The organism is Kallipyga gabonensis, assembly GCF_001286805.1.
GTDB classification, from domain to species: domain Bacteria; phylum Bacillota; class Clostridia; order Tissierellales; family Peptoniphilaceae; genus Kallipyga; species Kallipyga gabonensis.
The window spans coordinates 271,426-294,562 of the sequence record NZ_CXYV01000002.1 but is presented as its reverse complement, the minus strand read 5'-3'; the positions used below and the strand labels follow the sequence as shown (position 1 = coordinate 294,562).

Sequence of the window (23,137 nt, the reverse complement as noted above, 5' to 3'; positions counted from 1 at the left end):
CGACTTGGTTTATAAACCAAGTCGCTTTTTTGTGGTTTGATGTTCTTTACCATTGTTCTTTTATTGAAGCCATCTTTCCACCACAGAAAGTGAGGAGGCAGGCCCAGAAGATGAGGACAGTAAGACTAAGGGGATAGCTGGCTCCGGGTATCCTATTTTTTATCATGACGGCATTATTGGCAACTTGACCGGCGAAGAAATAGGTGAAAGGATTCAGTAGGCGGAAGAAGGGATAGGAGAAGAATGTTGAGCTTAAAATCCCCCCTAATGTGATTGCCCCTGTCCAAGCGACAAGAGCAATTTTACTTTTTGTAAAGAGAGAAAGAAGGGAAGATAGAGCAGAGAGGAAGAAGCCTTGGCACACAATAGCCAGGAGGGTCAAAGCAAGATAGGTAGTGATAGAAATCGTTGTTATTGAATTCATCGCATTGCCTTGATCCCTGGAAGCCGTTGCTATATTTTCGTAGAGGCTTTGATAGTAGATAATTGGCTGGTTTGGATCCCCTAAGCCTTCCGTGATGGTACCAAGCAAGAGGATAAAGATGGATAGGAGCAGATAAACGGCGATAATGATGGTCTCCTGAGCCAATACTTTGATGAGATGGTAGTGAAAGCGACTGAAAGGTTGGGTGTAAATGAGGCAGAGTTGTTGCCCATTTTCTTTTTCTAAGACATATCCCCCTAGGACCATAAAGATAATTAAGCCCAAAAAGAGAATGTCCAAGCGTTGGTATTGGATCATACGAAGGAATGTATAAAGACCGGAATTGGATAAGTACTGTCCTTTTTCTTCCATCTCTCGAGCAATGAGAGGTGAAGTATATGATTCATAGGCAGAGGAATAGAAGCTTGGACGAAAGAAGGGGGTAATCTGATTTTTGACGGATTCCTGGTCAAGTTTTTGACTTTCCAAGCGGTCAAAGATAGTGGGGAGGTCTCTCTTATAAATCCAGGGATTTTGTCCGGTTCGGTCAAAGGTCTCTAGAGAGATCTCAGATTGGGTCTTGTAAAAGAGAAAGCTATCTTTTTCTTTGTAGCTATGGACTAGATTTTCCTGCCTTTCCAATTGAATCAGGGCTTCTTTCAGCATTTCTTCTGCAGTTTCTCGGTCTCCTCCGGACTCATGAAACTGTTTTTTATATAAATCTACTTCCTCTCTTCGCTGTTTTAGGAGGCCATCTTCCCGAGTATAAAAACGGATTTTTTCTTCGATACCACCGACCTGTGAAAAATGGAGGAAGAGAACGAAGATGAGAGCACCCAGAAAATAAATCAGAGTACTCCGATTTTGCGTGATTTTTCGGATTTCAAAACGAAAAATACTATATGATCGAAAATGCTTTCTTTTTTCGTAGGAGTGGAATTGGACGTTAAAATAATAGAGAATGATCGTAGAAGTAAAGATAAACAAAGCCGCAAGAAGAAATAATAATAGATAGGTTGGCGAAGTGTAGGAGATGTTATTTAATTTCAATTCGCTGGTTATGGAGATAGCAGTGCGAGCTTTTCCGGTAAGGGTGCGTACATGGTCCATGGCATAGATGGGGTTCCAGGAGCCTTGGAGAAAGGACTGGTTTTCGGTGAAAACATAACCAAGACCGAAGAAAACAAGAAGGCTTGCTAAAGAAGATTCTTTGTCTTGTGAAATCGTGCTGATAAGAAGGATGATTGTGGAAAAAAGTAAGCTTAAGGTGAAAAAAGAGAGGAGAATCAGAGGAAGAAGAACAGAAGCTTTCATATAGCGAATACCAGGCCCGGCATGGTAGATGCGGAAAATTTCCCGAAATCCATCGATGTGGATGCCTTGGACTAAGCAAATTAAGAGGAAAAAAAAGAAAAAAGCGACCACATAGATTCCGCAGATCAATAACATGAGGAGCAGCTTGGTACCAAGAATTCTTCTTCGGCTTTTGGGCTGTAATTGAAGAAGATAAAGTGTTCCTTTATCTCGCTCTTGACAAACCGTTCCGCAAAAAGCCAGAATCAGAAAGCCAAAAAAAATGGGGCCGAAGATGATTTGACTATTATAAATAATCCGTCGAATGTAGTTGGTGGAGAGGATTTCTTCTTCTCCATGTGTAAATAAAATTCCATGATTATGATAATACTCGGATTCAGCAATCCCGTAATCAAATGTTTTCTGTTCGGCCTGACTGTAAAAATGGAAGCCATATTTTTTTACTAAATTCTTATAATCCTGATTCCTTTTATAGTCCAGTTCTTGTAAAAGTGGAGCTACTTCATACTTTTCCGGAAAAGTCTTATTTTCAACATGAGCAAGAAAGCTTTGCAGTTTTGACTTATTATGACGAGCTGTTTTTTCATCCGATGCGTGAAGATCCTCATAGAAATTTGCACGGATTTCATCATCGAGCCGGTAGGCTTGGTTGAAGATCATTTCGTTAAAAATAACGCCTGGACTTGCTAAGTCATAAGAAGGATAGGTCTCATCTAAAGCGAAGCTATTATTAGACCGGAAATTAACATAAAGAGCCATAACTAAAGCAAGGAGAACCGTGGCCAATACAACTCGAGCTTTCATCAATTTCTTAAGCTCAAATTGAAGCATGGATAGGGTCCTCCTTATAGGGCAACGATTTCCTACCATTCATTATATTTTGTTTCTGTAAAAAATGCAAATTGAGGCTTTGTTATCCAGTGCCGGCATCGTCCACACTATCCGGCTTGACGAAAGAAGATGTGGAAGAAAAAGTGAAGGAATATGAAGAAGAGGGATTTGCCGTGTTCAAGTGATTAGGTAAAAGAAAAAGAGGGAAGACCGGGTGATTTCGGTCTTCCCTCTTTTTTGTTAATTGGATAGGGTGAAAATAATGGCTCAGGGGTCCTAATGGCGAGATTTCTGGACGGCAGGAAGGAGGGCCATGGACAGAAGGTAGGCCAGGACAACTTTGGCCATGTCTCCCGGAATGAAAAGGAGGAAGCCGGCTTTCATTAGGTCCATAAAGGACTTGCTCAGGCCATTAACCCCGTTCAGGATATAGGCCATGTAGGGGAGGCCGACCAGGTAAGGGAGGATGGCCGAGATAAAGAGAGCAACCAGGAGGCTCTTTTTATCCGAGAGGCGGCCGCCCTTTAGGGTGTTGAAGTAGTAGGAGCCGGCAAAAGCGGCGAAGATAAATCCGATGACGAAGCCGAAGGAGGGGCTGATTAGGAGGGACCCGCCCTGGGTGATGAACTTGAGGAGGAGGTGGACAAGCATGGCCAGGCCGGCAGTCTTGGGAAGAAGGAGGATAGCGGCAACTTCGACAAAGAGAGTCTGGAGGGTGATGGGGACGGGCCCGATCGGAATGACCAGGAGGGAGCCCAGGTAGGTCAGGGCACCGAACATGGCCGCCAGGGCGATCTCCCGGGCTCCCAAAGATGATGGTTTCATGAAAAGCTCCTTTCTTGAGCGAATGAAAAAATTATTTGAGGATTTGGACTTCTCCGAAGCGGAGGGTCTTTTCTTGCCCATGGGAAGTGGTCACCACCAGGCCGCCCAGGTCATCGATGGCAAGTGCCTTTCCCTTCATGACGGTGGGGGAGGAAGTTCCCATTTCTTCAAAGGCGATGGTTTTGCCCAAGGTCGAGCAGGCTTTACGGTAGAGATCCAGGCCTAGGTCGGGATGGATCTGGAAGTCCAGATAATTGTGGAGGATTCGGGCAAGAAGGAGGTTGTAGTCGAAATCCCCAGGAGGGGAATCGAAGAGGGCACCTGCCCGGTCCCGGATGTCCTCGGGGAAGCCGCCTTTCGGGGTGAAGAGGTTGGTTCCGATCCCGCAGACGATGGTGTCGATCCGGCCGCTTTCCAGGCCGGCCCGGCCTTCGGTCAGAATGCCGGAGATTTTCTTCCCCCTTTTCTCCACATCGTTGACCCATTTGATGGTGGTTGGGATTTGGTAGAGGTCCTGAACTGCTTTGTGGAGGGCAACGGCAGCGAAGATGGTGATGAGGCCGAAATTCTTCTGGTTCTCATGGTTCCGCCAGGCGAAAGAGAAGTAGAGTCCGCCGGGCGGGGAGAAGAAGGATCGGCCCAGGCGACCCCGGCCATTGGATTGGGCCTTAGAGGCGACGATCACGCATTCAGCCCGGGTCTCATCCAGGAGGTTTTTGGCATCCAGGTTGGTGGAGGCGGTGTCCTCCAGGATCCGGATGCCCCCCTCATCGTAGGGTGGGGGGAGGAGGAGTCGGAGGGCCTCCGGGTGGAGGGCCTTGGGCAGGGCTTCCAGGGAGTAGCCTCCGGAGGATGAGGGGATAGCGAAGCCCTCTTCCTCCATGCCTTTGACCATCTTCCAGACCGCCTGTCGGGAGATGTCCATGGCCCGGCCCAGGTCAGACCCGGAGAGGAGCCGCTCATCCTCTTTGGCTTCCTGTAGAAGGGTTAGGAGTTGGAATTTTTTTGTCGGATCAGTCATAAGTCCTCCTTGGTAGAAACTGGGATTATTGTAAAGTATGGGAGGGAGGTGTGTCAACTAAATAATAAAAATGGTTGACAACAAAAAAGACCACGCCGGAATTCCGGCGTGGTCATTATTATGGGGAGAGTTTAGTCGAGCGATTCTTCGGCTTCCTCATGTTTAATCTTGCCGAAGACCTTGTCGCGGAGGGCCCGTCCGGTCGCGGTTTGGGCCAGTCCGCCGCCGGCGGTTTCCTTGAGGGAGGCGGGGAGGGTATCGCCGATCTTTTTCATGGCGGCGATGACTTCATCGACAGGAATATAGAGGTCAACGCCCGCCATAGCCATGGTAGCGGCGGATAGGGCGATGGCGATGGAGCCGGCATTCCGTTTGACGCAGGGGATTTCGACCAGGCCGGCTACGGGGTCGCAGACCAGGCCCAGCTGGTTGATCAGGGCCATCCCACAGGCATCTGCCGATTGAGCGGGGGTTCCGCCCAGGACTTCCACCATGGCAGCGGCGGCCATGCCGGAAGCGGATCCGCACTCGGCCTGGCAGCCGCCCTCAGCACCGGCAATGGAGGCGGTTCGGGCAATGACGATGCCGAAGCCTGCAGCGACAAAGAGGGCACGGACCAGTTTGTCCCGGTCAACGCCGTCATCTTCCAACATGGTGACCAGGCAGCCGGGGAGGATGCCACAGGATCCGGCCGTTGGCGTAGCGACGATTTGTCCCATGGCGGCATTGCAGTTGGAGACGGAGACTCCTCTTGCGAGTGCTTTGGTGAAGAAGGAGCCGGCGAAGCCGCCGTCATGTTCGCGGGCATAGGCCATGATCTTTTCCGATTCGCCCCCGGTCAGGCCGGAGGTGGAGGGGAGGTTGTCCTCTTCGTGGAAGTGGGTGCCATCAATCATGACCTGGAAGTAGTCATCCATGATTTGGAGAAGGTCCTCCTGGCTCTTGCCCATTTCCTGGGCCTGGTATTCGAGGATAAGGTCGGAGAGCTTGATCTTTCTTTCCTGGGCTTCATCTACCATTTCTTGAATGGAATAAAATTCTTTTACCATATTTACCTCCTATATCGCCGGGAAAACAACCGTGTTGACCACTTCATCCACTTGCTCAATATCTTCTTTGAGACTATCGGGGCAGGGATTATCAAATTCCATGGTCATGAGGGCTAATCCGCCTTTTTCCTGGCGGCCCAGGGTGAAGTTGCAGATGTTGAGCTGGCTGTATTTTTCCGAAATCATGGAGGTGACGTCGGCGATAACGCCGGGAACGTCATTGTGGAGGACCATGACGGTAGTCCGCTCGCCGGTCAGGTTGACCTGCATGCCGTTAACGGCTTCGACGCGGATGTTTCCGCCGCCGATGGAAGCCCCCATCAGGGAGCCCTTTTCTCCATTTTCCAACTCATAGGTGATCCGGGCAGTGTTGGGATGGGAGTCCGGGATATGGGTAGGAACGAAGGTGAAGTCAATTCCCCGATCGCGAGCAATGTGGAGGGCATCGCGGATTTCGATGGAATCCGTTTGATAACCCATGAGCCCGGCGATGATGGCCTTGTCGGTGCCATGCCCCTGGTAGGTGTGGGCGAAGGATCCGGACAGTTCGATGGTGACCTTTTTCAAGGGGGTGCCATGGGTCATAAGGTAGACGATCCTTCCAATCCGGCAAGCTCCTGCCGTATGGGAAGAAGAGGGCCCGATCATGACGGGGCCGATAATTGAAAATACGTTCATAGGACCTCTATTCCTTTCTTTTTTGACGACCTTCTTTATTAAATCATCCTCTTTTATCTATAAGTATAGGAAAACGTAACCTATTTGTAAATTGCAAGCTTTTTATGGAACTGATAAAATAGTTTTATCATCTATACTTTTTGGTCTTTCAATGAGCAAAGTGATCAAGGGGGGATATTATGAAACTGGCATACTTAAAAACGTTTATCAGAGTGGCGGACCGAGGATCTTTTTCTCAAGCGGCTCGAGAGCTGCGTTACACCCAATCAGCCATTACCATCCAGATCCAGCAGTTGGAGGAGGAGTTCCATACCCAGCTTTTCGACCGGATCGGTAAAGGCGTCCGGCTGACGGCTCATGGCCAGCTATTGTATAACCATGCCCAATCCATCATGGCGGCCTGCCGTCAGGCGGAGTATGACATGGAACACGCACCTATCCGGGATCCCATCCACCTGGGAACCATCCACTCCCTCTGCAATTCTTTTGTCCAGGATGTTCTCATGACCTTTTATCGGGCCCATCCTGACCAGTCGGTTCGGATTACCACCGGATCTCCCTGGCAGATTGAGCGGATGCTCAATAGCAATGAATTGGATCTGGCTTATCTTTTTGATCGGCCACTGTATGATGTCAATTGGATCAAACCGGTGGATGAGGAAGAGGATCTATGCTTTATCGCTCATCGGGATAATCCTCTTGCGGAAAAAGATCGGATCAAACTAGAAGATCTTATGGAAGAAAATTTCCTTTTGACGGAGAAAAATGACAATTACCGCTTTGCCTTTGAGCAGGAATTGGCTAAACGAGGATTGGAGATCCAAGCCCGTTTAGAGGTGCCTAACACGGACATCATCCTCCGGCTGATTGAGGAAAATTGCGGGATTTCTTTCCTGCCCAAGTACTCCCTCCGCCACCACAAGGCCGATGGCACCCTGAAGATTCTCCCCGTGGAGGACTTCCACCTGTCCATGAACCGCCAGCTGATCTACCACAAGAAAAAATGGCTGAGCCAGCCTATGAAGGACATGATCCGCTTCTTCCAAGAACATTAAAATTAGAGAGCGGGGAGGTGGGTGGAGGCCCTGGGTGGGCCGGGAGGGGTTACCCTGGCCCATGGCGGAAACGGGGAGCCGCCAGGGCAGGGCTTACCGCCGGCTAGCGGCGGGATCGGGCCCGGCCAGGGCGGTCCCTGATAATTGGGCAAAACTCACGACTATCAGGGTCTGGAGCCCTGATGATTTGTAGAAATACTAGAATATCAGGGTTGTGAACCCTGATATTTCGAAAAATCTGGAAAAAAGCAGGGTAGAAAATTGCCCTGTTAGATGAGCGAATTGCAAAATTATCAGGGTCTGGAACCCTGATAATCTTACGAATCATAAAAATAGCAGGGCGAAAAGAGGCCCTGTTAATTTGTCAGATAGCAAATTTGTCAGGGCCTGAAACCCTGACAAATTATTTAATCCAAAGGCTATCAGGGTCTGACCGGGAACAAGGATCTGTCAAGTCTCCTCATAGCTATCTCCCGAAAGATGTGTGCCCCAAAAAAGAGGCTGTGTCAGAAGATTGGCTCATTCTGACACAGCCCCATCCTTATTTCCTGGGTAGAGGGATTCACTTTGCTATTATTTCTCTTCCTGAGAGGTTTCTTCCGAGGGGGTAGTCAGCTTGTGGCCGCAATTGGAGCAGAACTTGGCAGTGGGATCCTCCAAAACCTGTCCGCAGTTGGGGCAGTGGGCGGCGACCGCTTCCGGCTTCTTTCTTCCACAATTTGAACAGAATTTTCCGCTATTCTCATGGTTACATTCCGGGCAAATCCAGCGATCGGAGGCGGAAGCCCCGTTGGAAGCGACGCCATTGGGACCGCCACTGGGCTCACCGCTACCGCCTGCGAGGCCACCGCCAGCAGCGGCACCAGCCCCGCCGGCACCACCAGCGACACCATCGCCACCGGACCTACCAGCCCCGCTGGAAACCGACTGGTTCTTCTTGGCTTCCTCCGCCATCTGCTGAGCATTGGTCTGGGAGAACTGGCCCATTCCCTGTCCCATGGCGTTCATACCGACCCCCATGCCCATGAAGGTTTGACCGGCACCGGCTTCATTTGATCCCGCTGCTTCCAGGCCGCGGGCGATGGACCCTTGGACGTAACCTTCCCGGATGGAGGGATCGCCAAGCATTGCCCCCTTGTTCCGCATCTCGACTAGCTTGCGGGATTCTTCGTCATAGGAGATAGAGGCAATGGCCACATTTTCCACCACCATCCCTCTTTCTTTCCGCCACTTGTCGTCCAGGACTTCCTGCATATAGTCAGCCAGTTCCTGGCCGTGGGAGTTGATATAGACGATTCGTTCTCCTTCACGGGAGAAGCGGTTTAAGGCAGTCTGGAAGGCCGTCAGGAACTCATTGCGGTACTGTTCATTGACATCCTGCATGGTCACGGAGGCCGTCGCATCGTGGTCGGCTACCTCCCTATAGAAGAGAATGGGGTCGACAACCCGGATGGTGTAGGTGCCGAAAGCCCGGAGAAAGAGCTCCGCATTATAGGTATTATCAAAGTAGGAAACGGGGCTGGGGGTGCCGAACTTAATTCCCCGAATTTCCTGGAGGTTGATATAATAAGCTTGTTGCTTCAGCGGGGTTGAACCGGAAAAGCGGAAACGATTGAAGGACTCCTTCACCCATTCGCCCAATTCCCCATTCATAATGGAGGGCATGGAGGAATGGTCCACCTTGAAATAGCCGGGCTCTGCCGTGTAGTCGATGATCTTTCCACCATCGATGAGGAGCATGCATTGGTTAACGCCGACGTGAATGATGGAGCCATTGGAAATCGTATCGGGGGTCTTCGTTGTGTTGGAATTTCTCCGATCATCCTTTGACCGGGAGACTCCGGGTGCGGTGATGACTTCCGGCCCCATGTAGGCCGATTCCACCGTTTCCAGCCAGGCATCGCCTAAACCGCCACCGATGGCCCCTGCCGCTGCTTTAATTAATCCCATTCTTTCCTCCTTGCACTCAATTCAAATGCGGGTTTTTCGCCCGGCTCTCCCGCCGGATTTTCCGACATCAATGACAGCTTTGTCGGTGGAAAGGGACAGGATGGGTAAAAATGAACAAGTCCCAAATCCAACCTTAAAAAATGTATACCCAATTCCGGGGATTCAAGATCGGATCAATGAAGAAAGGAAGCCTATGAAAAACAATAAAAACAGGAAACCCAGTAAGATAACTTACTATTATATTATCGTCCTGGCTGCCCTGATTTTAGCCCAAATTTTTTTGGTTCCCGGCCTCCGACAAAAGCAGGTCAAGGAGGTACCCTTCTCCGCCTTTGTTGAGGATTTGAACAAGAACCGGGTCACCAAAGTCTCTCTCAAGGAAAACCGTTACGTCTTTGAAGCCAAGGACGACAAGGGGAATACTCAGGTTTATGAAACCGGGCCATGGAACGACCCCAGCTTAACGGAAACCCTCAAAGAAAAAGGGGTGGAATTCGGAGCGATAATACCTTCAACGCCCAATCCCATTCTGACCTTCCTTATTACCTTCTTGATTCCCCTGGCGATTTTCTGGTTCATTGGTCGCCAGCTCATGAAGAACATGACCGGATCGAACGCCATGTCCTTCGGCAAGTCCAATGCCAAGGTTTATGTCAAAGCGGAAACCGGCAAGTCCTTCGCCGATGTGGCCGGTCAGGATGAAGCCAAGGAATCCCTCAATGAAGTGGTGGACTTTCTGGACAATTCCAGCAAATATGAGCAAATCGGGGCCCTTTGTCCCAAGGGCGTCCTCCTGGTTGGCCCCCCGGGCACCGGAAAGACCCTCCTTGCCCAGGCTGTGGCCGGGGAGGCGGATGTTCCCTTCTTTATCATTTCGGGTTCGGAATTTGTTGAGCTCTTTGTCGGTATGGGAGCCTCCAAGGTCCGGGATCTATTTAAGGAAGCTAAGAAAAAAGCTCCCTGCATCGTCTTTATCGACGAGATCGATGCTATCGGCAAGCGTCGGGATGGACGGGGTTTAGGCGGAAACGACGAGCGGGAGCAGACCCTCAACCAGCTCCTCTCAGAGATGGACGGCTTTGATGCCAATACCGGAGTGGTCATTTTAGCAGCCACCAACCGGCCGGAAATCTTGGATCCCGCCCTGACCCGACCCGGCCGTTTTGACCGGACAGTTCGTGTGGAACTTCCGGACGTTCGGGGCAGGGAAGACATCCTCAAGGTTCACGCCAAAGATGTCCGCATGGTCGAGGATGTGAATTTTGCCCAGGTCGCCCGGATGACAGCGGGAACTTCCGGTGCCGATTTAGCCAATATCATTAACGAAGGGGCTCTCCGGGCGGTCCGTCAGGGACGGTCCAAGGTGACGACCGAAGACCTCATCGAATCCGTTGAGACGGTCATTGCCGGTCAGCAGAAGAAGAACGCCGTCATCACCGACCGGGACAAAAAGATCATCGCCTACCACGAAGTCGGTCATGCCCTGGTTGCCGCCATGCAGAAGCTATCTGCCCCGGTGACTAAAATCACCATTATCCCCAGAACATCCGGTGCCCTGGGCTATACTATGCAGGTGGATGAAGAGGAAAAGGTCCTGGAAACTCAGGAGGACCTGGCCAAACGGATCCAAGTCCTGACCGGGGGGCGGTCAGCGGAAGAATTGGTCTTCCATACCCGGACAACCGGAGCTTCCAACGACATCCTTCAGGCCACCCGTTTAGCCCGGGCCATGGTTACCCGGTTCGGAATGACGGAGGAGTTCGGTTTTCTCGCTTTGGAAACGGTCACTTCTCCCTATCTGAGCAGCGACACCGACCTCATGGCCGGTCCCGGAACCGCCTCGGAAGTGGACAAGATGGTCCAGACCATCATCAGTCAGGCTCATGAGGAGGCCTATGCTACCTTAGAGAAATACGAACGTCAGCTCCACGACATCGCCGGCTATCTCCTGGAAAAAGAAACCATCACCGGAGAGGAATTTATGGACATCCTCAACCGGTCCCTGGAATTCTACGGGATGGAGAGTTTGGAAGAAAAGAAGACAGAAGAGGAGAACCATGACCAAAGGAATGAATAAGGAAAAAGTCTTTATCACGGGTCACCAAAACCCGGATACGGACTCCATTTGTTCGGCGCTGGCCTATGCCGAGCTCAAGAACCGGATCGGGGATGTCGAAGCCATCCCGGTCCGCCTGGGAGAACTCAACCAGGAAACCCGCTTTGTCCTGGATTATTTTGGAGCCAAGCCGCCCCAGTACCTGGAGTCCATCCAACCCATCTTGGGTGACATCAATTTCGACTCCTCCTACGGAATTTCTCCGGGAACCTCCCTCTACCAGGCCACGGAAATCATCCAAGCCAACTTCCAGAACAACCTGGCGGTGGTGGATGAGGAAGAGAAGCTGATCGGGATCATTGCCCTGTCCAACATTGCCAACTCCTATGCCAACATTTGGAATGACAACATCCTGGGCCGGTCCCAAACGCCTCTTTCCAACATCATGGATGTCCTTTCCGCTGAGATCCAATACCTCCCGGATGACCCCCGGACCATCTCCGGCGACATTGCCATCTACGCCATGAGCCACGTGGACAATGAACTCATTAAAGAAAATGACATTGTTCTGGTGGGTGACCGGGAAAATGCCCAGGAAGACGCCATCAAGAAGGGGGTTGCCCTCCTCATCCTGACCAACAACACCAAGCTGAGCGAGGACCTGGCCCGCCTGGCCGAGGACTACCGGGTCACCGTCCTTTCCACGGGCCTCTCCACCTTTACCGCCACCCGCCTCCTTCCCCAGGCCGTTCCGGTGGGCTTCCTCATGACGACCGAAAACATGGTCTACTTTCATACCACCGACTTCCTTCCGGATGTCCAGCAGAAGATGGCCACAACCCGCTTCCGGTCCTACCCCATCGTGGATTCCCAGAACCGGGTCGTCGGATCCATCTCCCGTTACCACTTGATCAACACGGAAAAGAAAAAGGTCATCCTGGTCGACCACAACGAAGCTTCCCAGTCCATCCCCGACCTCAACCAGGCGGAGATCCTGGAGATCATCGACCACCACCGGGTGGCCAACGTGACCACGGCCGGTCCCATTTACTTCCGCAATGTCCCGGTAGGCTGCACCTCCACCATCATCTCCCAGATTTATTATGAGCAGGGGATCCGCCCCTCCCGTCTGGCCGCCGGCCTCATGTGCTCGGCCATCATCTCGGACACACTCCTCTTCCGGTCACCGACCACGACCGAAGCCGACCGTCAGGCTGTCGCCCGCCTGGCCCCTATTGCCGGAATCGATCCGGAAGATTATGCCATGGAAATGTTCACCGCCGGGACCGACCTGACTTTCAAAAAGGCCAAGGACATCCTGACCGAGGACGTGAAATTCTTCGACATCCACAAGCACAAGATCCGGGTTGCCCAGGTCTTCACCATGGAAGACAATATCCAAGGGGAGATCACCGACAAGCTCTACAAGGAGATGAACCGAATCCTCAAGGAGCAGGGGGACGACACCTACCTCCTCCTCATGACCAACATCTTCCGGGAGTCCTCCCGGGTCATGGTGGCTGGGGACCATGCCGACCTGGTGGCCAAGGAATTCGGCACCAATCTTGTGGACCACACCTTTGTAGCTGATGGCCTCCTCTCCCGGAAAAAGCAGCTCATCCCCAAACTCAACCATGCCCTTTCCGAGGTCGATGGCCATGAATAAGCCCGGGGCCATAAACCATCGCCGAATAGTTGCCGGCGGACAGGAGCCGGAAGGCCTGGGGGTTTCCCAAGTCAAGGCCGACCGGGAAACGGAGCTTATCCCTGTCCGGGTCCAGGGCTCGGAGGAGGTCCTTGACCGGGCGGGAGCCCTCATCCGCCAGGGGGAACTGGTCGTCTTCCCGACCGAGACAGTCTACGGCCTGGGGGCGGACGGGCTCAACCCGGAAGCCGTCCGGTCCATCTTCCGGGCCAAGGGCCGGCCTTCCGATAATCCCCTCATCCTCCACATCGCCGACTTTGACCAGTTGCCGGCCCTGGTGGACCAGGACCTGGCCCCCTTCCAAGAGCTCATGGAGGACCTCTGGCCCGGGCCCATGACCCTGGTCTTCCGCCGGTCCGCCCTCATCCCCGACCAGGTCACGGCCGGCGGGGATACGGTGGGGATCCGGATGCCCTCCCACCCCATCGGACGGGCCTTCCTCCGGGCGGCTCAAAGACCGGTGGCCGCCCCTTCGGCCAACCTCTCGGGTCGGCCCTCGCCCACCAATGCCCGGGATGTTTACCAGGACATGGCGGGTCGCCTCCCCCTCATTCTGGACGGTGGCCCCTGTGACATCGGGATCGAATCCACCGTCGTGGACCTGACGGTGGAACCCGCCCAGGTCCTCCGGCCGGGCTTCTATACGCCGGACATCCTGGCTCCCTACTTACCGGGAGTGGCCCTGGATCCGGGCCTGGGCCCCGGCCAGATCCTGCCCAAATCCCCCGGGCAAAAATATAAACATTATGCACCGCAGGCAGAAATGACCCTTTTTGTGGATAAAAGTGATAGTATGGAAAAGGCAGTAAGCGATATTGTCACTCGTTATTTGGAGGCGGAGTCTCCCGGTCAGGTGGGTCTCCTCCTTTTTGAGGAGGATGTTGACCCCGTCCGGGAAGCGGTCAAGTCGGCCGGCGGCCCGGAGCCCTATATCATCACTCAGGGTACCCGGTCCGATCTCAGCGAGATGGGACATAGCCTCTTCACCAACCTGCGACGATTTGATATGGCCGGGATGGCGGTCATTCTTGCCATGGGAGTTCCCCCCCTGGGTTACGGAGAATCCATCATGAACCGGATGCGGAAGGCGGCGGCCGGTCGCGTCATCGAAGAATAGGAGGAAATATGGAAAATGTCAGAGTCCTGGACCACCCTTTAATCAAGCACAAGCTCACCATTCTCAGGAACAAAAATACGGGGACCAATGAATTCCGCAAGCTGGTGGGGGAGATCGCCATCCTGGCCGGCTATGAGGCAACCAAGAACCTTTCTCTGGAAGAAATTGAAATTGAAACCCCCATGGAGAAGACCACAGGTTACCAGTTGTCCGGAAAAAAACTCTGCTTCGTTCCCATCCTTCGTGCCGGCTTGGGTATGGTGGACGCCTTTCTGACCATTGTTCCCTCTGCTCGGGTGGGTCATGTCGGCCTCTACCGGGATCCCGAGACCCATAAGCCGGTGGAATACTATTTCAAAATGCCGGCGGATGTGAAGGATCGGGAGATCTTTGTCCTGGACCCCATGCTGGCCACCGGCGGATCCATGATCGACACCATCTCTTCCCTGAAAAAATATGGCTGCGAGTCCATCCATGCTGTTGCCATCATCGGGGCACCCGAGGGAATCAAGGCCGTCCATGATGCCCACCCGGACGTGGACATCACTCTGGCCGGCCTGGATCGCCAGCTCAATGAGGATGCCTATATCCTTCCGGGCTTGGGCGATGCGGGCGACCGCCTCTTCGGGACGAAATAAAGAAGGTATTTGGAATCATTTCCCGAAAAGAAGGAATTCGAAGAGACACGAGCGAGGATAAATATGACTTATATTAGAGTTCGAAGGAGTGAGCCCCTTCGGGGGACGGTTCCCATCTCCGGGGCAAAGAATGCCGCCCTGCCGATTTTAGCCGCCTCCCTCCTCGGCAACCAGGAGATTATCCTGGAGAATATTCCCCCCTTACGGGACGTTGACGTCATGGTCGAGGTCCTGCGGTCCCTCAATGCCAAAGTGGACTACATTGGAGAGGATGTCATCCGGATCGACCCCACCACCGTCGACCGGTATGAGGCCCCCTATGACCTAGTCAACCGGATGCGGGCCTCCTTCATCGTCATGGGCCCCCTCCTGACCAAGTTCGGACGAACCAAGATCGGCCTGCCGGGCGGCTGCTCCATCGGCAAGCGACCGGTTGACCTCCACCTCAAGGGCTTCGCCGCCCTGGGTGCAGAGATCGACCAGGAGCCCAACGTCATCGGAGCCAAGGCCCCCTCCAGTGGCCTGGTGGGCGGACGAATTTACCTGGACTTCCCCTCTGTTGGAGCCACCCAGAACATCATGCTGGCGGCCTCCATGGCCAGGGGGGAAACCATCATTGAAAACGCGGCCAAGGAGCCGGAAAACGTGGACCTGGCCAACTTCATCAACAAGATGGGGGGGAAGATTCGGGGAGCCGGGACATCGACCGTGGTCATCCAGGGGGTGGACCACCTGACCGGTGCCCGCCATTCCATCATCCCCGACCGGATTGAGGCAGCGACCTTCCTGGTCGGAGCCGCTATGACCGGAGGCGAGGTGACGGTGGAAAATGTCCTTAGCGAACACATCCGCCCCGTCCTGGCCAAGCTGAGAGAGGCCGGTTGTGACATCAATGAAGATGAGGACCAGGACAGGATCACCATCCACGCCTCCGGCCGACCCAAGGCCATCAACATCCGAACCCTTCCTTATCCGGGCCTGCCCACGGACGTCCAGGCCCAATTCATGGCCATGATGACCACGGCCAAGGGTCAATCCAAGGTGGATGAGACGGTTTTTGAAAACCGCTTCATGCACGTGGACGAGCTCAATAAGATGGGGGCATTGATCCTGACCGAGGGCAACGAGGCCATCATCCGGGGGGTCGACCACCTGGTGGGAACCAAGGTCCAGGCCACGGACCTTCGGGCGGGTGCAGCTTTGGTCTTAGCCGGCCTGATTGCTGAAGGCGAAACTCAGGTTTACAATGTCTTCCATTTAGACCGGGGTTACTACAAGTTTGAAGAGAAACTCCGTGGCCTGGGAGCCGATATTTTCCGGATGGAGGAGGACGACTAGGCCGGAGGGCCGGGTCAAGAAAGGAAAAACCATGCAGGTTGAAGGGGTTGTGGACCGGGTCCGCTATCACAGTCGGGAGAACGGATTCACCGTCTTCGTGCTATCCACGGGAGACGGTCCCTTAACTTGCGTGGGGAGTTTTTTGGACATCAATCCGGGGGAGGCCTATGTCCTGGACGGGGACCTGGCCATCCACCCCAAGTTCGGTGCCCAATTTTCGGCAACAAGCTGGACAAAGAAGGAGCCATCAACGAGAGAACAGTTGGTGGCTTATTTGTCGTCCGGACTTTTTCCCCATATCGGAGAAAGCCGTGCTGAAAAATTGGTAGATCTTTACGGGGAGAAGACCCTGGAAACCATCACGGATCATCCCGAGGCTCTTAGGAAAATTCGGGGGATTGGGAAGAAGAGGGCGGAGGAAATCCACGGGGTCCTTCTTGACCAGGCCGCTAACCGGGCCTCCATGATCTACCTTCAGTCCCTGGATTTGGGGATGAAGCTGGCCTCCCGGATTCTGGACAAGTATGGGAGGAATACGGAAGCCATCATCCGGGAAAATCCCTACCGCCTGGCCGAGGACATTGATGGAGTGGGTTTCTTAACCGCCGACAAGCTGGCCCGGAAGCTGGGGGTGGAGGAGGATTCCTTCTTCCGAACCCTGGCCGGCCTCCACTATCTTTTCCAGACCCGGATGGAGGAAGAGGGGTCTTCCTTTTGGACGGGCGACCGGCTGGAAGAGGAGCTGGAAAAGCTCCTGGGCCTGTCCTCTTCCCACTTGACCCCGGCTTTAGAAAATCTGGAAGCCCAGGGGAGAATTCACCGGGAAGGGGGACCCATCCCCGGCCCTGAGGACCGCTGCTATCCGGACTGGGCTTATTCGGCAGAGCAGGTCACCGCCGGACGTCTGGCCATCCTCATGGAAGAGGACCGGGAGGACCTGGTCATCGATAAGAGCAAGGTCGAAGAGGCCATGGGCCTCCGGCTTTCCGGACTCCAGGAAGAGGCGGTGGATAAGTCCGCCCGGGAGCCCATTTTAGTCATCACCGGGGGACCGGGGACCGGAAAAACCACCATCCTTCGAGCGATCTTAGAGGTCTTTGACCAAAACGGCCTGTCCTCCGACCTGGCTGCACCCACAGGGCGGGCGGCCAAGCGGATGGAGGAGTCCACCGGCCGGTCCGCCTCCACCATCCACAGGCTCCTGGGTTTCAAGGGGTCGGAGGAAGGCGGAGTCATCCCGGAATATGACGGGGACAACCCCCTTCTCCTGGATGCCCTTGTTGTCGATGAAGCTTCCATGATCGACCTCTCCCTCATGGCCACCCTGGTTCAGGCCCTGCCCGATAGGGCCCGGCTGGTCCTGGTGGGAGACGTGGACCAGCTTCCCTCAGTGGGAGCCGGCAATGTCCTCCATGACCTCATTCGGTCCGATGTTATCCCCACGATCAAGTTGGACCGGATCTACCGCCAATCCAAAGAGTCCCTCATCGTCTCCAACGCCCACCGGATCCACCATGGCCAGCTTCCGGAGGTTAACGACAAAGAAGGGGATTTCTTCTTTCTTCCGACGGCCACGGACAAGGACGCGGCGGACCTGGTGGAGGACCTGGTTGCCCGCCGCCTGCCCCAGGCCTACGACTGGGATCCTCTCCGGGACATCCAGGTTCTCTCGGCCATGAAGAAGGGAGTCTGCGGGGTCGAGGAGCTCAACCGTAGACTCCAGGCGGCCCTCAACCCCCAAGGGGACCGGGCGGACCATGTGACCTTGGGCAAGGACCGGAGCTTTTGGCCGGGGGACAAGGTCATGCAGGTCAAAAACAACTACAACCTCCTCTGGACAGACGGGGAGGATTGTCAGGGCCAGGGGGTTTACAATGGGGACTTCGGCTTTGTTCAGGTGGTCCTCCCGGAGGGCGAAGGTCTGGTGGTGAACTTTGATGGCCGCCGGGTGACCTATGATCTCCAGACCATGGGGGAGCTGGACCATGCCTTTGCCATCACCATCCACAAGGCCCAGGGGTCGGAATTCCCCTGCCTGGTCCTCCCTATGGTGGCCGGGCCGCCCTTTTTCCTGACCCGGAACCTCCTCTACACCGCCATCACCCGGGCCAGGAAGCTCTGCATCCTGGTGGGAAGCCGGCGGATTATGGAGTCCATGATCCAAAATGACCGGTCGGATGCCCGCCAGACCTCTCTGGACCGGGCCATCGTGGAGAGCATGGAAAGAGGGTCGCCCTTTGATTTTTAGGAGGAAGAATGAGACGGAAAAAAGATGGAACATTTTGGGAGGGAGGACCGGGAGCCCGGCTTTTCGGTCTCCTCTTTGAGGAAGAGGGATTCTGCCTGGCCTGCGGGGAGAGGGGGAGGACCCTGTCCGGGGGCCTCTGCCCCTCCTGCCGGGCGGCCATCGACCTTACCTCTACCTGTCGACAGCTGTGGGAAGATCCGGATTTCCCGGTCTTTTCCGCCTGCTTTTATAATCAATTCCTCCAAGAACAATTTGCCGATTATAAGTTTTCGGGTAAAAGCTATAAGGAAAATATCTTTGTTTCGATCCTTGACGGTTATGTGAAAGACCATCCCATCCTCTCCCGGGCCGGCTGGTTGGCCTACCTTCCCATGCGGAGGCGGCGGGAGACCCTTAGGGCCTACAACCCGGCCCTGAACTTCGCCCGTGGCCTGGCCATGAGTAGGGGGTTAGTCCTGGTTCATGCTCTAAGGAAGGTCCGGGAATCCCGGGAGCAGCACACCCTCTCCCGTCGGGACCGGATGGACAATGTCCGGGAATCCTATGTCCTGGCGGAGGAGGATGGTTTTTTGTCGGCCGAATTTTATCAAGGAGAGGAAAGGTTGACCGGAAGGGTCCGGGTTGAGGATCTGATGGATCGGGAAGGCATCCTGGTGGATGATTTGGTGACAACCGGTCAGACCATGATCGAAGGAGCCCGTCCTCTGATAGAAAGAGGGATCCCTCTTTACGGCCTCAGTCTGGCTTCAGCTTCCTACCCTACCAGTGACCAAAAGGAGAATTGATATGAAAACCGTGCTCGTGGAACCATTGACCATCAGCCAAGACATCCTGGACTCTTTCCGGGAGGCTTTGGGACAGGATGGACACTTTTTTACCGCCTATGAGACCAAGCCCACCTCCACTCAGGAATGGTTGGACCGGGTGGGGGATGCCGACCAGGTCATCCTGGCCAACACCCCCATGCCGGAGGAAGTGGTGGAGTCGGCCAAAAACCTCAAATACATCAACGTGGCCTTTACGGGATTGGACCACATCCCCCTGGCGGCTTGCAAGGCCAGGGGGATCCAGGTGTCCAATGCCGCCGGCTATTCGGACGAAGGGGTGGCAGAGCTGGTTGTCGGGATGACCATTGCCCTCCTCCGGCAAATCAAAGAAGCCGACCGGGCCATCCGCCGGGGAGGCAAAGCGGCGGACTTCCTGGGCGGGGAGGTTGCCGGCCGGACGGTGGGGATCATCGGGACCGGGAAGATCGGGACCCGGGTGGCCCAGGTCTTTCAGGCCCTGGGGGCCCGCCTAGTCGGCTACAACCGGTCCGTCCACCGGGACCTGGTGGATATGGGGATGGACTACCTGAGCCTGGAGGACCTCCTCCGCCGGTCAGACATCGTCACGGTCCACCTCCCCCAGAACGAGGAGACCCGAGACACCATCACCGCCAGGGAGCTGGCCCTCATGAAGGAGACGGCCATCCTCATCAACTGCGCCCGGGGACCCATCGTCAACAGCAGGGACCTGGCCCGGACCCTGGGCGAGGGGAAGATCGCCGGAGCCGGGGTGGACGTCTTTGACCGGGAGCCTCCCTTGGATGAATCCGAGCCCCTGTTAACGGCTCCCAATGTCCTCCTGACCCCCCATGTGGCCTACTTCACCCAAGAGGCCATGGCCAAGCGGGCTGAGATCGTTCTGAAGAATGCCAAAGACTTCCTGGAGGGCCGGCCGGTCCAAAGCCGGATCCTGTAATAGAAAGAGAGAAGCGATTTGAACATCTATCTTGTCCGTCACGGCAGATCCCTGTCCAATATGGCCAATACCTACAGCGACGGGTCCACAGAGCTGGATCCTCAGTATCTGGATGAACTCAAGCCGGCCAAGGCCTATTTGAATAAAATCCATTTTGATGGGGTTTTCACCTCCGACTACACCCGTTGCATCCAGACGGCCGAGGCCCTGGGCTATCCGGATGCGGTTCGTGAGCCCCGCCTTCGGGAGCGGTCCTTCGGGGTTTTCGAGGGTCTGACACCGACCCAGGTTTGGGACAAGTATCAGGCGGACTATGCCGCCCTCTGTGCCAATCCCGTTACCTATGCGGCTCCGGAGGGGGAGACCTATGAGGAGGTCTGCCGGCGGGTTTGGTCGGTCTTGGACGAGCTGTCGGCCAAGGAGCGGGCCTCCTTTGTGGCCACCCCCTATGGGATGAGGCCGGATCCGGCTTTCAATGAAAACTACCTCCTGGTCTGCCACTACAATGTCCTTTCCTCGGCCTTGGGCTGGGTCATGGGGACCAACCAGTCCCTCAAGGGCCTGGCTCCCCAGAATGGGGCCATCCTCCAGGTCCAGGTTTATGGGCCGGTTAAGTCCGTCCGCCTCCCCCGGATGGAATTTTTGGCGGAAGAATAGGACAAAAAAAAGACCCTGGCCAATTTCCTGACCAGGGTTTTATCATTGATCGCCGGTATCGGATCTCTCCCGAAAATCCTCCATATAGCCCATAACCTTGACCACATACCGGTCCGTTTCTCCATAGGGGATCCGATAGAGGGTCCGGCCATCCTTGGAATACTCCGGATCCTCCAGCCATTTTTGGGTGATGTTGGGGCCGGCATTGTAGGCGGCCAGGACGGTGGGGATGACCCCGTCAAAGCGCTTCATCAGGTAGGCGAGGTACCAACAACCATAGTCGATGTTGGTTTCCGGCTGATAGAGGTCGTCGGGATCAAAGTCCAGCCCCCTTTTTCTGGCAATGAAGCGGCCGGTATCGGGCATGACCTGCATGAGCCCTCGGGCACCGACCGAGGACTCGGCCTTGGGCTTGAAGGCGGATTCCTGCTGGATGACTCCGGCCACTAGGTAGGGGGAGAGGCCATATTCCCGGGCCTTGGGGATGAAGAGGTCGTGGTAGGGGAGGTCGGAAACGGTATGCCTCCGGTAGGCCAGGGGCCCCCAATTGACCAGATAATAGAAGAAGGCCATAGCCAGGACCAGGATCAGGAGGAGGTAGAAGGGGGCCCTTGACCGCTTGAGGGGGTCGGGCCGCCTCCGCCGGCTGGACCGGACAGAGGGTCTATGGGGCTTGGGGGTCTTTTTCTGCATAATCTTCCTCCTGATGGTCTGTAGTTCTTTATAGTTACCCATTCGGAATGAATAAATAAAACAAATGAGGAGAAAAGAATGAAAACACCCTATATTATTTGCTATGGTTTTCACGGCGACCGCTTCGAGAGGTTAAAAGACCTGGCCACACGGTCGGGCTTCGGCCTCCGGCCGGTGTCGGATGAGGAGTTCTCCATGACGGTGGAGGAGCTTTTGGTGGATGGCCCCATTGATAATGACCGGGTCCATGAGCCCGTGGCTGAGCGGGACCTGGAGCATGAGCTCTTTGTGGGCATGGGAGGAGAGGCCCTGTCGGACTTCCTGGACCTCTGCCAGGATGAGGATTTCTACATTCCCCTCAAGGCCGGCCTGACCGAGACCAACCGGAAGTGGCCCTATGCCAAGCTGGTGGAGGAAAATGCCCAGGAGCATGAGTTTATGAAGCGAATGACCCTGGCCAACAAGGGGCTGGTCGTTGCCCAAGCCCTCCATGAGGAGGAGGCGGATGAGGAGCTCATGGCTCTGGCCAAGGAGATGGAGGACTTTCTGAATGAGCCCAGGGAAGAGGACATCCCCCGCTTTGATGACCTCTATCCCCGCTTTATGAATAAGGTCCAGGCCCTGCTCAAGGAAAGAAAGAAAATCTGATGGTCATCGATGTGGTGGTGGCCGTCTTCTGCGACCGCCCGGAAAGGCCCGGGCGGATCTTCGGGACGGAGAAGGGCTATGGCCCCTATAAAGGCTACTGGGAGTTTCCGGGCGGGAAGGTCAAGCCCGGGGAGAGCCCGGAGGAGGCCCTCCGGCGGGAGATCCGGGAGGAGCTGGACGTGGACATGGAAATCCTGGGCCTCTACCGGAAGGCGGTCCATGACTACCCGGAATACCGGGTCAAGCTCTCCCTCTATTGGGCCAGGCCTCTGGGGGAGATGACCCTGGTGGAAGCCGGCCAAGGGCGGTGGTTGACGGGGGAGGAATTGGATCCTTCGGCCTGGCTGGAGGGGACCCGCCCCATCATTGAAGAGCTGAAAGAGGTGATGGGAAAAGATTCTATTTCTCCGGATTCACCCCTTGGAGAAAACGCAGACCCTCTTCAAAAACACTAGACCAGAAGATCCAGTCATGGTCGCCTTCTTCGAAGTGGATATGGGCTCTGACCCCTTCCTTTTCCAGCTTTTCCGCCAGGCGGAGGTTGGAGGGGTAGAGGAAGTCCGATTTTCCACAGAAGAGGGCGATTTTTCCATTTTTAGGGAAGGTCCGGTCAAAGAGGGAGTCAAAGGAATCTTGGAGGATGGGGTCCAGACTCTCTTGACCAACTCGGTAGGGGTCAGCTTTGGACAATTCTTGCATGAGGGGGATGTCGAAGGCCCCCGAAAAAGAAGCACAGGAGGAAAAGAGGTCGGGGTGCTTGGCGTAGAGGTTAGCCGCTCCATAGCCCCCCATGGATACGCCGAGGACGGACCAGCGGGACCGGTCGGGGAGTTTGAAATGGCGGTCGAGGTAGTCGGGGAGCTCTTCGGTGATGTAGTCCTCATAAGGATAGACGCCGTTAAGGTAGAAGGACCGATCGGCCTGGGGGAGGACGAAGGTCATGTTGTAGGTGTCGGCAAAAAACTGGATGGGGGTCTTGGCGTAGAGCTGTTCATAGCCGGCGGAAAGGGCATGAAGGCCAAAGACCAGTCGGGGTTCCAGGCCCGGCAGGGTGTAGGGCGTACCTTCTTCCGGCATCACCATAATGAAGGGGTTAGATTTGCCCAGGGTCTGGGAGCGAAAGCTGCAGTGAATGGTGGACATGGTT

20 protein-coding genes are annotated in these 23,137 nt (G+C 54.8%); 12 read left to right on the top strand and 8 right to left on the bottom strand.

Annotated elements, in window-relative coordinates; all coding sequences use genetic code 11:
• Positions 1-46: 46 nt before the first annotated feature.
• From BN2373_RS02825 to sdaAB, 5 genes are all read right to left on the bottom strand, one after another.
• Entirely contained in the window at positions 47-2,569 is a 2,523-nt protein-coding gene (locus tag BN2373_RS02825; protein WP_053942661.1) for an ABC transporter permease subunit, read from the bottom strand.
• Between the two features lie 276 nt (positions 2,570-2,845).
• Positions 2,846-3,394 (bottom strand): biotin transporter BioY, encoded by a 549-nt coding sequence (locus BN2373_RS02820; protein ID WP_053942660.1) that lies wholly within the window; start codon positions 3,392-3,394, stop codon positions 2,846-2,848.
• Positions 3,395-3,425: 31 nt separating this feature from the next.
• Positions 3,426-4,415 carry a biotin--[acetyl-CoA-carboxylase] ligase gene (locus BN2373_RS02815; RefSeq protein ID WP_053942659.1) on the bottom strand — a complete coding sequence of 330 codons (990 nt, stop codon included), beginning with the start codon at positions 4,413-4,415 and terminating at the stop codon, positions 3,426-3,428.
• A gap of 131 nt (positions 4,416-4,546) precedes the next feature.
• Positions 4,547-5,464 carry an L-serine ammonia-lyase, iron-sulfur-dependent, subunit alpha gene (gene sdaAA, locus BN2373_RS02810; protein WP_053942658.1) on the bottom strand — a complete coding sequence of 306 codons (918 nt, stop codon included), beginning with the start codon at positions 5,462-5,464 and terminating at the stop codon, positions 4,547-4,549.
• Between the two features lie 9 nt (positions 5,465-5,473).
• The gene (sdaAB, locus tag BN2373_RS02805) at positions 5,474-6,142 is read right to left on the bottom strand and encodes an L-serine ammonia-lyase, iron-sulfur-dependent subunit beta (protein WP_053942657.1); all 669 of its coding nucleotides are present in this window, start codon (positions 6,140-6,142) and stop codon (positions 5,474-5,476) included.
• A 179-nt stretch (positions 6,143-6,321) separates the two neighbouring features.
• Here sdaAB and BN2373_RS02800 point away from each other — a divergent pair, with 179 nt between their 5' ends.
• The gene (locus BN2373_RS02800; RefSeq protein WP_053942656.1) at positions 6,322-7,197 is read left to right on the top strand and encodes a LysR family transcriptional regulator; all 876 of its coding nucleotides are present in this window, start codon (positions 6,322-6,324) and stop codon (positions 7,195-7,197) included.
• Between the two features lie 573 nt (positions 7,198-7,770).
• Here the strand turns inward: BN2373_RS02800 and BN2373_RS02795 are convergent.
• Positions 7,771-9,147, bottom strand: coding sequence for an SPFH domain-containing protein (locus BN2373_RS02795; RefSeq protein WP_053942655.1), 1,377 nt, complete (start codon positions 9,145-9,147; stop codon positions 7,771-7,773).
• A gap of 193 nt (positions 9,148-9,340) precedes the next feature.
• Between BN2373_RS02795 and ftsH the strand changes: the two genes are divergently transcribed.
• From ftsH to BN2373_RS02750, 9 genes are all read left to right on the top strand, one after another.
• Positions 9,341-11,224, top strand: coding sequence for an ATP-dependent zinc metalloprotease FtsH (gene ftsH, locus BN2373_RS02790; RefSeq protein WP_053943484.1), 1,884 nt, complete (start codon positions 9,341-9,343; stop codon positions 11,222-11,224).
• The gene (locus BN2373_RS02785) at positions 11,205-12,869 is read left to right on the top strand and encodes a putative manganese-dependent inorganic diphosphatase (RefSeq protein WP_238379616.1); all 1,665 of its coding nucleotides are present in this window, start codon (positions 11,205-11,207) and stop codon (positions 12,867-12,869) included. The genes ftsH and BN2373_RS02785 overlap by 20 nt, the downstream gene beginning before the upstream one ends.
• Positions 12,862-14,025, top strand: a complete 1,164-nt coding sequence (locus BN2373_RS02780; RefSeq protein ID WP_082337979.1) for an L-threonylcarbamoyladenylate synthase — start codon at positions 12,862-12,864, stop codon at positions 14,023-14,025. The genes BN2373_RS02785 and BN2373_RS02780 overlap by 8 nt, the downstream gene beginning before the upstream one ends.
• Positions 14,026-14,033: 8 nt before the next feature.
• Entirely contained in the window at positions 14,034-14,663 is a 630-nt protein-coding gene (upp, locus tag BN2373_RS02775) for a uracil phosphoribosyltransferase (protein ID WP_019133691.1), read from the top strand.
• 63 nt (positions 14,664-14,726) lie between these two features.
• Positions 14,727-16,001 carry a UDP-N-acetylglucosamine 1-carboxyvinyltransferase gene (gene murA / locus BN2373_RS02770; protein WP_053942654.1) on the top strand — a complete coding sequence of 425 codons (1,275 nt, stop codon included), beginning with the start codon at positions 14,727-14,729 and terminating at the stop codon, positions 15,999-16,001.
• A gap of 31 nt (positions 16,002-16,032) precedes the next feature.
• Positions 16,033-18,249: an SF1B family DNA helicase RecD2 gene (gene recD2 / locus BN2373_RS02765; protein ID WP_053942653.1), complete on the top strand. Its 2,217-nt coding sequence runs from the start codon at positions 16,033-16,035 to the stop codon at positions 18,247-18,249.
• 8 nt (positions 18,250-18,257) lie between these two features.
• Positions 18,258-19,034: a ComF family protein gene (locus BN2373_RS02760; protein ID WP_053942652.1), complete on the top strand. Its 777-nt coding sequence runs from the start codon at positions 18,258-18,260 to the stop codon at positions 19,032-19,034.
• 1 nt (position 19,035) lies between these two features.
• On the top strand, positions 19,036-19,992 hold the full coding sequence (locus BN2373_RS02755) for an NAD(P)-dependent oxidoreductase (RefSeq protein ID WP_053942651.1): 957 nt from the start codon (positions 19,036-19,038) through the stop codon (positions 19,990-19,992).
• Between the two features lie 18 nt (positions 19,993-20,010).
• Positions 20,011-20,649 (top strand): histidine phosphatase family protein, encoded by a 639-nt coding sequence (locus BN2373_RS02750; RefSeq protein ID WP_053942650.1) that lies wholly within the window; start codon positions 20,011-20,013, stop codon positions 20,647-20,649.
• Between the two features lie 42 nt (positions 20,650-20,691).
• Here the strand turns inward: BN2373_RS02750 and BN2373_RS02745 are convergent, their stop codons facing one another.
• On the bottom strand, positions 20,692-21,342 hold the full coding sequence (locus BN2373_RS02745; protein ID WP_053942649.1) for a lytic transglycosylase domain-containing protein: 651 nt from the start codon (positions 21,340-21,342) through the stop codon (positions 20,692-20,694).
• A gap of 78 nt (positions 21,343-21,420) precedes the next feature.
• Between BN2373_RS02745 and BN2373_RS02740 the strand changes: the two genes are divergently transcribed.
• Both BN2373_RS02740 and BN2373_RS02735 read left to right on the top strand, forming a co-directional pair.
• Positions 21,421-21,990: a DUF3783 domain-containing protein gene (locus tag BN2373_RS02740; protein WP_053942648.1), complete on the top strand. Its 570-nt coding sequence runs from the start codon at positions 21,421-21,423 to the stop codon at positions 21,988-21,990.
• A complete protein-coding gene (locus tag BN2373_RS02735) occupies positions 21,990-22,445 on the top strand; it encodes a (deoxy)nucleoside triphosphate pyrophosphohydrolase (protein ID WP_074017950.1) in 456 nt (151 codons plus the stop codon). Before BN2373_RS02740 ends, BN2373_RS02735 begins: the two co-directional genes overlap by 1 nt.
• Here the strand turns inward: BN2373_RS02735 and BN2373_RS02730 are convergent.
• Entirely contained in the window at positions 22,390-23,133 is a 744-nt protein-coding gene (locus tag BN2373_RS02730) for an alpha/beta hydrolase (RefSeq protein WP_053942647.1), read from the bottom strand. The two genes, BN2373_RS02735 and BN2373_RS02730, sit on opposite strands and share 56 nt — an antisense overlap.
• Positions 23,134-23,137: the final 4 nt, after the last annotated feature.